Below are 11,657 nucleotides of genomic sequence, written 5' to 3'. Positions count from 1 at the left end.
CCCCTGATCCGGAGGCAGATCAGGGGCTTTCTTGCCCTTCAACAGTGTAGGATACGAGACGGGGTCTCCCCATATCCCGGCAAGGGCAGACTAGAGGCAGGCCGGGAAATCCAGCTGGCCATATCCGTGTTTTTTCAGCCATTCAGCGTCGTAATAACTGTCAAAATAGCGCTCGCCGCTATCACAAATCAGCGTGACGATGCTGGCCTTTTCGCCTGCAGCTTCCAGTTCGCGGGCAAGCCGATAGGCGCCGCAGAAATTGGTGCCGGTGGAGCCGCCAAAGCGCCGCCCGGTCAGGCCTTCAAGATAATGCAGGGCCGCCATGGAGGCATGGTCCGGGACCTTCATCATGCGGTCGACAAGTTCCGGAAAGAAGGAGGGCTCAACCCGCGGGCGGCCGATGCCTTCAATGCGGGACGGCATGGCAGAGCGCAGTGTCTCATCGCCTGAGCAATAATAATCGAACAGGACGGAGTTTTCAGGGTCCACAACGCACAGCTTCGTCTTGTTGCCCGTGCGTACGTAAGAAAGATGGCGGCCAATCGTGGTGGACGTGCCACCCGTGCCTGCACCTACAACGATCCATTCCGGGATCGGGCACTCTTCATCCGCCATCTGACGGAAGATGGAGGCGGCGATATTGTCTTCCCCGCGCCAGTCGCTTGCCCGTTCGGCATAGGTGAACTGGTCCATGAAATAGCCGTTCTCGGCCTCTGCCAGACGGCAGGCATGTTCGCTGATCTCGGAGGCGGGCACCTGCTCACAGTGGCCGCCATAGAATTCGATCTGCTGGATCTTCTTGCAGGCAGTGCCTTCGGGAACCACAGCGACGAATTTCAGGCCGAGTAGCTTGGCGAAATAGGCTTCGGAGATGGCCGTGCTGCCGGAGGAGCATTCGATAATGGTGGTGTCCGGACCAATACGGCCACTGCACAATGCCCACAGGAACAGGGATTGTGCGAGGCGATGCTTCAGACTGCCGGAAGGGTGAGCGCTCTCATCCTTGAGATAGATGTCGACATTCTGAAACTCATTCAGCTGCAGCTTGATAAGGTTCGTGTCACCCTTGCGGTTTGCCTCTGCGCGGATGCGGATGACGGACTGACGAACCCAGTCCCGATAGGATTGGGGACGCTCTTTCCGCTCTTCACGAAACGCCACTGGGGTGCTCTGATAGGTATCAGCTGCTGCTCTCACTGAAGGGCCTCGCCTCATTTTCGATTTATCATTGGGGGATGATTATTATCTGATTTGGGGGAGAATTTTGTCCCATATATTTTGGGAGATGCGGTATTTTTGGGAAAATGATCTAATATTATTGCATCATTTGGGGAAAAGGAATGGCCCTAAGCGGGGCACATCGGCCGTAAACCAGACCAGGAGGCAGGGAGAAGGCCCTTCGGATCAAGAATGCGGAGTGCGAGCCGGAATAGGTGAAATCCTTTATTATCAGGGGATTAATTCCCCTCAGCCATATGACTGGATGTGGGGGCTCCAGGCGACTGCCGGAGTGCCAGATGCGGTTCATGGGCGCGCAGAGCGAAAGCGTAGCATGCGGCACAAAAAAGAGGCCACGTGGATGATTCCCGTGGCCCCAGACTTAAGAGAAAAAATACTATGCGGCGCTTTAGAAGCGGAAGCCCGCTTCCAGAGCGATGGTGCGTGGTGGTTCCACATACATGATGGCACGGGAGACGCTGGTGATCGGGGTAGGCAGCCTGAAAGCACTGCCGGTCGTGATCTTGTCAGTCAGATTCTTGCCGACGAGGGCGACATGCCAACGCTCATCATGTGGAGCGATTTGTAGCCGAAGATCGACCTTGGAGAAGCCTTCCTGGAGACCGTAGAGCGGGCTCTGATTGTCGGAGTCATAGTACTCAGATCTACCGGTGACGGCGAGCACACTGTCAAAAATGAGATCGTCCCAGAGGTCTCGCGTATAGTTGAACTGAATGTTGCCGCTGAAATCTGAGATATAAGGCAGCGGTTTACCGGCTATATTGTTCTGTGCCACGCTGGCCGGGTCTGCCGGATCACACTCGATGATAGGCTGGCTGGCGAGGCAGGCTGCGCCGGGGTAGTCTTCATATTTCGCATCCTGATAGGCTGCCGAGGCAGTGATGCTGAAATTGTCTGACAGCACCCAGGCCAGCGAGGCCTCCACACCGGTCGACTTCGCGCTAGCGGCGTTGCCAGTGATGTAGGTGGACAGATTTGGATCGTAGACGGATGTTTGTAGATCCTTGAAGCTGGTTTCGTACACTGCGCCGTTCAGGACCAGGGCCCCGTCCAGCAGGGTGGACTTGATGCCGGCCTCGAAGCTTTCCGATTCTTCCGGGTCGTAGGTGAAGGTGCTGTCGACCGTGCCATAGGTGTTGCCAACAAACCCGCCGGATTTCGAACCCTTGCCATAGGTGAAATAGACCATGCTGGTCGGGTGCGCATCCCATTGCAGGGTAATGGAGGGGTCAACACCGTCTTCACTGATTTCGCCATTGGCCTGGGTCAGCGGCCGCAGCGCATAGGGGCCGTAGATTAGTTCCCCGTCAAACCCCGCCCGCTTTTCGGTGTTGGTGTAGCGAAGCGAACCAATGGTGCGTAAGGTGTCAGAGAAGTGATAGGTACCCTGCCCAAAGATCGAGTAGGATTTGCTGAACTGGGAGAAGTCCGACCGGCTGAGGCCGTCATAATTCAGAGCCGAGATATTGAAGCCGCCAAGCTGGGTCAGGTTATAGCGGGCGGAGTCGTAATAGGCGCCGACAATGTATTCGAATTTCCGGCCGGTGGGGGACAGGAGGCGCAGCTCCTGGGAGACTTGACGGAAGTGTTCCGGATAGCTGTTGTAGACGCTGTTAGCCACAATGGTGCCATCTGGGGCCTGCTGGTCGAAATAATTGTTGATGTCTGCGCGGAACCAGGAATAACCGGTCACAGAGGTAAGTGTGTATTCGCCAATGTCCCAGTTGCCAGTGCCGGAGACGAGCCAGGAGGTAGCTTCGGTGCCTTCTTCGCCTACGACGGAATCCGTGACGTAGCGTGTCAGCTCCGGGTCTTGCGGAACATCGAGACGGCCGGTGACGTTCATGCCGCCAGTGCGGCGATTGTCGCCAAACTCCGCCTTCAGAGTATAATCGAAATCACTGGTCGGCTCATAAAGCAGTGTGGCGCGGGCAAGGGTCTGTTCGACCTGCGGCTCTTTTTGGCCACCTTTGCCGATATTGCGGATCCAGCCGTCCTGGTCCAGCCTTTTGACGGCGAGACGGCCAGACAGGGTCTCACTGATCGGACCGGAGACATGGCCGGACACTTCAAAACCTTCGAGATCGAAATTGTAGATGCCTTTGACAGCGCCTTCGAACGTGTCGGTCGGGCCGGCAGAGACAATGCTGACAGCACCGGCGGCTGTATTCTTGCCAAACAGGGCGCCCTGCGGGCCGCGCAGAACCTCGACGCGTTCCAGGTCAAAGAATGGGCCCTGAGTCTGGCGGGACTTGCCGGCATAGACGCCATCGACATAAAGGCTGACCGCTTGGTCGAAAGAGAAGTTGGCGGCCGGGGAGCCGAAGCCGCGAATGTAGACAACATTGTTGCCGGCCGTCAGCTGAACGGCGACGTTCGGCACGTAGCGTGTCATGTCCTGGAAGTCATTAACCTGAAGATCATCCAGCTTGTCTCCAGACATGACCTCCATGGAGATCGGAACATCCTGTAGGCTTTCCTCGCGTTTTTGCGCGGTGACCGTGACGGTCGCCAGCTTGCGCGTTTCCTGCTCGTCCTGATTGGATGCGTCTTGCGCTGCAGCAATACCCGAGATTGTGGATAGAGCGATAGCGAGACTTAGTACTGATATACCCGTTTTCATATTTTCCTCCCTTTATGCCAGTCTACGCCTACGCTGTATCCGGCTCATTTACTTAGTTAGCTAATTTATTTTTATGGGTGCAGCAAGTGGGTTGGCCGGCGTCTTTCAGGACATTGCCTCAGTGAGGAGCGTCGATAGTCTGCAGGCAGCGTGTCTGGTGGCGGTGCGTATCCTCCAACTTATTGATTAGATTGCTAATTATTATCTGCCGCGTTGGTGGAGTGAATAAATGTCACACCCCCAAATTGTTCGCGCAGTTTTTTCTTGTCGATCTTTCCTGTCGGGCCCGTCGGCATGTCATCAATGAATTCGACTCTGTCGGGCATCCACCAGGTGGCGATCTTGCCTTTCAGGAAGGCAAGCATGTCGTCGGCTGAAGCGCTCTGGCCCTTGTGCAACTTGACAAGGAGAAGAGGGCGTTCATCCCATTTCGGATGGGGAATACCGATCACGGCGCAGATGTCTGCCGCAGGATGCCCCATGGCAATGTTTTCGACATCAACGGAGCTGATCCATTCGCCGCCGGATTTGATGACATCCTTGGCGCGGTCTGTGATCTGCATGTAGCCGTCATTGTCCAGGGTTGCGATGTCACCGGTATCAAAGAAGCCCTCCTCATCCAGAGCATCTGTGTCGTGGCCGTAATACTGGTTGGCGATCGTGGCGCCCTTGATCATCAAACGCCCGGGTGTGCACCCATCATGCGGCAGTCGGCGGCCTTCATCATCAGTGAGTTTCAGGTCTATACCCGCAAGCGGGCGGCCCTGCTTCAGCTTGTAGGCGAGCTGCTCATCCTGACCGAGCGTGCTGATGCGCCGGTTCGGGATGGAGACGGTGGCAAGCGGAGATGTTTCCGTCATGCCCCAGCCCTGAATGACATCCACACCGTGTACGTCACGGAATTCGCGGATGATCGATTCCGGGCAGGCCGCCCCCCCCACTGTAACGCGCTGAAGCGTAGAGAAGCTCTTGCCGGTCTCGCGCAGATGGGTCAGCAGCATTTGCCAGATGGTCGGCACGCCTGCGGAATATGTGACGCCTTCGCTTTCCATCAAATTGTAAAGGGACGCGCCGTCCAGCTGTTGTCCCGGCAGGACCAGTTTGGCACCAACCATGGGAGCGGAGTAGACTACGCCCCAGGCATTTGCGTGATACATCGGCACGGCGAGCAGAATGGTGTCACGGGCCGACAGGTTCAGCGCATCCGGCCCGAGTGTCATCATCGCATGCAGATAGTTGGAGCGGTGCGCATAGAGCACGCCCTTGGGATTGCCCGTGGTGCCGGATGTATAGCACAATCCAGCCGCTTGGCGCTCGTCAAAGCCGCCCCATTGGCTGACCTCCGAATGGTCTGCAATCCAGGCTTCATAACCGGTGACAGGCAGGTCACTACCTGTGATGGGGGTGGGGGATACCTCGTCGAAAAAGATGATGTGCTCAACGCTGGGGCATTGCGGCAGGATCTCTTCCAGAATGTCCCGGCAGGCCTTGTCGACCAGTAGGATGCGGTCTTCGGCATGATTGACGAGATAGGCAATCTGATCGTTCAGTAGACGCGGGTTCAACGTGTGGCAGATCGCGCCAATGCCAATTGTGCCGTACCAGGCTTCGAAATGCTGATAGCCGTTCCAGCCCATTGTGCCGACGCGGTCATCCTTGTTGGTGCCCTCTGCACGCAGGGCGTTGGAGACCTGATGCGCACGGCGTGTGACCGTTGCATAGTCTGTATGGGTCGTAACGCCATCAGCAGAGCGGGAGGCAATCTGTGTGTTTCCGTGCCAGCGGGCTGCGTGGGTGAGCAATCTGTCCAGAGTGAGTTCTGCATGTTGCATGAGGCCGTGCATGGGTTGTCCTCCTTCCGGTGATGGCTCAGATGATGCCGTTTTGTTCGAGGGTTGCGAGGTCTGCCTCGGAAAGGCCCAGGCGCTTGGTGTAGACCTCTTGATTGTCCACACCGGGGCTTTGGGGGGCGACCCGCCGGATGGAGCCGGGGGTGCCGGAGAGCTTTGGAAATACATTCTGCATGGGGAGCTTTCCCCACTTCGGATGGTCAATCTCGATCAGGGATTCGCGGGCCTTGAACTGGGCATCTGCGAGCATGTCTTCCGGGTTGAACATGCGGCCTGCTGGAATGCCAGCTTCAGCCATGAGAGCTTCGAGGGCTTCAACGGTATAGTCCCTGGTCCATTCGGCGATGATGTCGTCGAGTTCTCTTTGGTGCTTGCCTCGTGCGGTATGCGTGGCGTAGCGCTCATCTGTGGCAAGGTGAGGCCTGTCCATCACCTCGCACAGGCGAGTAAAGACGGTGTCCTGATTGGCGGCGATGAGGAATGCGCCATCCTTGCAGGGATACACATTTGATGGGGCGACGCCGGGCAGGATGGATCCGGACCGTGTGCGGATGAAATTCGCAATGGCATAGTCCGGTACAAGGCTTTCCATCACGTGCAGCACGGCCTCGTAAAGGGAGGAATCGACGATCTGTCCCTTGCCGGTCTGGTGACGGGCCTCCAGTGCGGCGAGCGCGCCTAGGCAGGCAAAGGTCGCAGCCAGGCTGTCACCAATGGAGACGCCCATGCGAGATGGCGGCCGGTCCGGTTCTCCGACAATGCTGCGCCAGCCACCCATGGCCTCGCCAATGCCACCAAAGCCTGCGCGGCCGGAATAGGGGCCAGTTTGTCCGTAACCGGACACACGCACAATGATTAGTCCCGGATTCTCTGCCATCAGCAGTTCAGGGCTCATGCCCCATTTTTCGAGCGTGCCAGGGCGGAAATTCTCGATCAGAATGTCTGCCTTGGCGATCAGTTGGCGGGCAAGGGCCTGGCCTTCCTCAACACGGAGGTTTGCGGTGACAGAGCGTTTGTTGCGCCCGAGGATTTCCCAGAACATCGGATAGCCGGGTTGTCCCCATTGGCGCAGGGCGTCGCCCTTGTCCGGAGATTCGACCTTGATGACATCCGCGCCAAAGTCTCCCAGCAGCTGGCCGCAGAACGGACCGGCAATCAACTGGCCCATTTCTATGACTGTCAGACCATGCAGGGGACCCTGCAGCTTGGACCCGCCGGTAACGCTCATACTGCCTCCCATGTGCGATCAATTTGTTTGATCTGCTTTATGATTGTATTCAACGGAGACGTTTATGACAAAAAAATTGACAGTTTCAAGTGTAATAACAAATTTATTGTATACGATTATGCCGGGTTGCGTTTAATGCGGGATTCCCGGACGCGCTGAGGAGCGACACATGGCGAGTGCCAGTAGCCAGGCCTATGAGGTCATCAAGGCCGAGATTATCTCCGGACGGTTCCCGCCCGGACACCGGTTGGTGGAATCCGATCTGACGGTGCTGTGCGATGTCTCGCGCACGCCGGTTCGAGAGGCCCTGCGGCGGCTGGTTAGCGAGGGGCTGGCCGAGTTCAGCCCGAACTATGGCGCGCAGGTGGCTGACCTGGCCGGAGAAGATCTGGAAGCCTTGTATGAATTGAGGACGCTGATCGAAGGCTATGCCGCGCGGCGTGCGGCGACCCGGATCAGCGACACGCAGATTGCCGAACTTGAAGCGTTGGCGGACCGGATGGAACATCTGGCAGGCCAGCAGCCAGTTGTGCCGGAAGAGGCCAGCGCAAATAGCCAGTTTCACCGCATCATCGTCGAGGCGGCGAAAAGCTCTCGTCTGGTAAGCGCATCAAACCTTGTGGTTGAGGCGCCGCTAGTGCTGCGCACGATCGAGCATTACTCCCCGGAAGAGCGGGCGCGCTCAATGCAGCATCATCGCGAACTGATTGCCGCGTTCAAGGCGCGTGACAGTCAGTGGGCGGAATCGGTCATGATCAGCCATATCAAGGCCGCCTTCGCGGCGATCAGCCGGGAGCTGTCGAACCGGAAGACGGCCTGACGGGTCAGGAGTCTTTCTTGTCCTTCGGCCGGGAATCCAGGAAGTCTGCCGTGCTGAAGCCTTCCGGTGCGTCCACTTCGACAATCGCTTCGGGGCGGTCATCAAATTCAGTTTTCAGGGCGCGGGACATGATGGCATGCATGACGTACATTGAGACGATATAGGTGAATTCCATGATCTCCTCATCGCTGAGGAAGGTCTTCAGTTTCTCGATAACTTCAACAGGCGTGCGGCCGCGGCCGGTGGACAGGCAATCTGCATAGGCCAGCACGGCACGTTCCTTTTCATCGAACAGGTCTGACACCTGCCAATGGGCCACGGCCTTGATCTTGTCATTCGCAAGGCCAAGGGCGCGCAGCAGCTTGCAGTGCTGGGAGAAGACAAACTGGCTGCCGATGGCCCAGCCGACACGCGTCTGGCCAAGCTCACGCAGGACAGGGTCCAGCTTGATGTTCGGACTACGGTAGAGTTTGAAGCCGGCCACGGCATGCTCGAACACTTCTTCGGAATTGGCAAAGACGCTCCACCAGTCACCGGGCGAGCCTGTGGCGGTGCCGGGCTCATCAATCGGGTCGCGGTCAGGTCCGAACAGGCGCTCGAAATAGGCGAGCATGATATCGTTTGTGATGTCCTTGCGGGGAACGGGTTTGATGGCGGGCATGGAATTTCGCTTTCTGATCAGGCGTTTGCGTACTTGCGGAACTGGGCGACATGGGCGGAGTCAAAATATTCGTCCAGGCGGGTGATCTTGGCGTCCTTGACCTGACAGATGACGCAGGCGGGCAGACTGAGGCGTTCGCCATCGTGCATACGGGTGCCACGCAGGACATGCTGCTGGACGAAACCGCCGGGGAAGACATCAATGCGACGGTCGTCATAGAGGCGGTCGCTGATGCGGGTGACCATTGCGGCGAGGGTCTTCCGATTATCCTCAGGGGTCTGTTCCTGCTGGTCCGTATTGTGCCAGATTTTGGCATCCGGGGCGTAGCAGGCGACCAATCCGTCAATATCGCCAGCCTCAACGCTGTCGAAGAAGCGTTTGGCCAAGGCTCTCATTTCGGTGTCTGTCATGGCATCCTCCTTTGGTGTGCTTTCTTTTCGTATCAGGCTGGGGTCTCTGCAGCGCGGGTGGCGTGATCCTGCGTGATCGTGCGGGCCATCATGATGTAAAGCGCCATGGCGACAAGCGAGATCGGGATAGTTGAGAGCAGAGCCCAGCGCAGGCTGTGCTCTGCCCCCATTGCGGTGAACATGTCAGAGAAGATACCGATCATCAAAGGTCCGCCACCAATGCCGACCAGATTGAAGGACAGCAGCAATAGGGCCGTTGCGGTGGCGCGGGCGCGCAAGGGGGCAAGGTTCTGAGTCAGGGCAAGGGCCGGGGCGACATACATCACGATACAGACCATTGGCACCAGAAGCAGGGCAAGCGATAGCTGCCACCCCGGCATGAACATGGCTGCAATCAGGAACGGGATGCCGATGATGACGGATGCTGCGGGCGCCCAGGCATAGGCGGTGAGGCTTTTCTTCGCGCCGATGTTCACAATCGCGCCGCCGCTCCATATGCCAAGGCCCATGCAAATACCTGCCGCCGGGCCGAACCAGAGCGAGAGCTCTGACAGCTGCATATCGGCTTCACGCATGAGGTAAGCCGGAATCCAGTTCAGCAAGCCGTAGCTGACAAAGGCGAGCAGACCGCTGGCTGGCAATAGAAAGCGGAGGGTTGGCAGTTTCAAGAAGATACGGATGGTGGAGATGAGAGACGGGGCAGGTTCGCTGACCTGTTGGGCAGTGGACTTTTCCGTAGCGCCGCGCATGGGCTCTCTCACCAGAAGCCAGAGGATGGGTGCCAGGGCGACACCAAGAAATGCTACGGCAAAGAAGGCCATGCGCCAGCCATAGTGCGCGGCGATGAAGCCACCGAGCGAGATGCCGATGAATACGCCAATCGGACCGTTGACGGTGTATAGCCCAATCACCGCGGGGCGTTGTTCCGGGGTGAAATAGTCTGACAGGATTGAAAGTGATGGCGCGGTGCCGCCTGCCTCGCCAATGCCAACGCCAAAGCGGGCAAGGGCCAGTTGCCAGAAATTCTGGGCAAAGCCGCAAAATCCCGTGCAGACGCTCCACATTGTGCAGGCAACTGCGACGAGCCGTACACGGTTGATCCGGTCTGCCATCATGGCAACGGGTACGCCCATGGAGGCATAGAACAGGGCAAAACACAGGCCGGTCAGCAGACCGAAGGCTGTGTCGCTTAACGGGATATCCTGGCGGATAGGCTCGATCAGCAAGGAAAGAAGCTGCCGGTCAACATAGTTTATGGAACCGATGGCCATCAGAATCACCAGCGCCAGCATCCGCCGCAGCGGTGGAGCCTGAATAACGGTCGTGCTGGGCACAGCTGTGCCGGATAAGGTCTCAGCCATAATCTCTCCCCTTCGTGGCGTCTGTCGCGCCTTCGATGAAATCGTACTGCCGGGTCTTAGTGTGTCAACAAAGTTTACGGTATTTCTTGCGCTGTAGTCTGAATATCTTCCGGCCAGGCCTTGCAGAATGACCGGGGGGGAAGAAGGAGTTATCGCCCGCTTTTCAGCATGTTCTCGCCAAACAGGTTGGACCATGCCTCTTCTGTCAGCTCTGGACGGAGACTGGCGAGATTACGCTCATTGGTGATTTCAGTACCGCGCTGAACACCGGGTCGCTTTTCGATCTCTGCATACCAGCGCCGGATGGCGGTATAAGACTCCAGATCTATCTGGATAGCGCGCACCGCGCGGACCCAAGGCCAGGTTGCCATGTCTGCAATCGAATAGTCATCTCCGGCCATATAGGCTGCCTCCTCAAGCCGTCGTTCCAGAACATTCAGAAGGCGGATGGCTTCATTCCGGTAGCGGTTGACGGGGTATTCCTGACCTTCCGGAGCGTAGCGGATGAAATGGTGCGCCTGGCCATGCATCGGGCCGAAGCCTGCCATCTGCCACATCAGCCATTGCTGGGCGAGAGAGCGCCCCCGCAGGCCTTTCGGCATGAAGGCATCCTCATGCTTTTCAGAAAGATACAGCAGGATTGCCCCGGATTCGAAGACGAGGAAAGGTCCCCTGCCATCTTGTGGCGCATGGTCGACAATCGCTGGCAGCTTTCCGTTCGGATTGATGCGGCGAAATTCCTTTTTCAGGTGATCGCCTGCCAGCATGTTGTACGGGATGAGCCGGTGCGGCACATCCAGCTCTGCCAGCATGATCGACACTTTGTGACCATTCGGCGTCGGGACAAAATGTACGTCTATCAAGACAGCCTCCGCTTATGAGACGGGCAGCATGTCTTCAGCGGGTTTGCCGTCCGCGCGCACGGGGGCGTGTCGAACGTCGCTCTCATCAAACTCAGCAGTCCAGGCGGCCAATTCAAGGCAGATGCCATCGGGGTCAAAGAAATAAACTGAGCGGACAAAAACGTCCTTGGTGATGTCTTTCGACATCTGGGTGTCGGAATTGTCGTGATTGAAGATGTCCGTCACATCAATGCCCTTGGCTTTCAGCTTGTCATAGTATTCGTCAAACTTGTCGGCGGCGACATTGATGGCTATGTGGTTCATTGAGCCGTGAGCGGAGCGGATGTTTCCGCGGGTCGGCAGGTTTTCCGGCGCGGCCACACCGGGGGCGGCGGTCGGCGCATCCGGGAACCAGAAGAAAGCGATGCAATCCCCATTTCCGACATCAAAGAAGAAGTGCTGACCCTTGCCGCCCGGCAGATCAATCGTCTTTATCAGGGGCATGCCCAGAATGTCCCGGTAAAATTCTACCGTTTTGGCCATGTCCTTGCAGACCAGGGCCAGATGGTTCACGCCGAGAAATTCGAATTCCTTGTTTTGGGGTCTTGTCATGGGGGCTCCTC

The 11,657-nt window shown here is 57.5% G+C and carries 10 protein-coding genes; 1 reads left to right on the top strand and 9 read right to left on the bottom strand.

What is annotated here, in order from left to right:
* Positions 1–90: 90 nt before the first annotated feature.
* From HY2_RS13605 to HY2_RS13590, 4 genes are all read right to left on the bottom strand, one after another.
* Positions 91–1,161: a PLP-dependent cysteine synthase family protein gene (locus tag HY2_RS13605; RefSeq protein ID WP_051595051.1), complete on the bottom strand. Its 1,071-nt coding sequence runs from the start codon at positions 1,159–1,161 to the stop codon at positions 91–93.
* A 466-nt stretch (positions 1,162–1,627) separates the two neighbouring features.
* Positions 1,628–3,862 (bottom strand): TonB-dependent receptor, encoded by a 2,235-nt coding sequence (locus HY2_RS13600; protein WP_034828562.1) that lies wholly within the window; start codon positions 3,860–3,862, stop codon positions 1,628–1,630.
* A gap of 194 nt (positions 3,863–4,056) precedes the next feature.
* On the bottom strand, positions 4,057–5,706 hold the full coding sequence (locus HY2_RS13595; protein ID WP_051595050.1) for a long-chain fatty acid--CoA ligase: 1,650 nt from the start codon (positions 5,704–5,706) through the stop codon (positions 4,057–4,059).
* Between the two features lie 25 nt (positions 5,707–5,731).
* The gene (locus HY2_RS13590) at positions 5,732–6,940 is read right to left on the bottom strand and encodes a CaiB/BaiF CoA transferase family protein (protein WP_034828560.1); all 1,209 of its coding nucleotides are present in this window, start codon (positions 6,938–6,940) and stop codon (positions 5,732–5,734) included.
* A gap of 169 nt (positions 6,941–7,109) precedes the next feature.
* Between HY2_RS13590 and HY2_RS13585 the strand changes: the two genes are divergently transcribed.
* The gene (locus HY2_RS13585; protein ID WP_034828558.1) at positions 7,110–7,760 is read left to right on the top strand and encodes a GntR family transcriptional regulator; all 651 of its coding nucleotides are present in this window, start codon (positions 7,110–7,112) and stop codon (positions 7,758–7,760) included.
* A gap of 4 nt (positions 7,761–7,764) precedes the next feature.
* On the opposite strand, the gene HY2_RS13580 is transcribed toward HY2_RS13585, so the two are convergent.
* From HY2_RS13580 to HY2_RS13560, 5 genes are all read right to left on the bottom strand, one after another.
* Positions 7,765–8,421 (bottom strand): carboxymuconolactone decarboxylase family protein, encoded by a 657-nt coding sequence (locus HY2_RS13580; RefSeq protein WP_034828556.1) that lies wholly within the window; start codon positions 8,419–8,421, stop codon positions 7,765–7,767.
* 17 nt (positions 8,422–8,438) lie between these two features.
* The gene (locus tag HY2_RS13575) at positions 8,439–8,831 is read right to left on the bottom strand and encodes a nuclear transport factor 2 family protein (protein ID WP_034828555.1); all 393 of its coding nucleotides are present in this window, start codon (positions 8,829–8,831) and stop codon (positions 8,439–8,441) included.
* A 32-nt stretch (positions 8,832–8,863) separates the two neighbouring features.
* On the bottom strand, positions 8,864–10,192 hold the full coding sequence (locus HY2_RS13570; RefSeq protein ID WP_034828553.1) for a spinster family MFS transporter: 1,329 nt from the start codon (positions 10,190–10,192) through the stop codon (positions 8,864–8,866).
* A gap of 149 nt (positions 10,193–10,341) precedes the next feature.
* Positions 10,342–11,055, bottom strand: coding sequence for a glutathione S-transferase N-terminal domain-containing protein (locus tag HY2_RS13565; RefSeq protein WP_034828550.1), 714 nt, complete (start codon positions 11,053–11,055; stop codon positions 10,342–10,344).
* A gap of 12 nt (positions 11,056–11,067) precedes the next feature.
* A complete protein-coding gene (locus tag HY2_RS13560; protein ID WP_034828548.1) occupies positions 11,068–11,646 on the bottom strand; it encodes a VOC family protein in 579 nt (192 codons plus the stop codon).
* Between the last annotated feature and the right edge of the window lie 11 nt (positions 11,647–11,657).

Origin of the sequence: Hyphomonas pacifica (assembly GCF_000682675.1) — a bacterium.
GTDB lineage: Bacteria > Pseudomonadota > Alphaproteobacteria > Caulobacterales > Hyphomonadaceae > Hyphomonas > Hyphomonas pacifica.
This window is presented reverse-complemented; position numbering and strand designations above follow the sequence as displayed.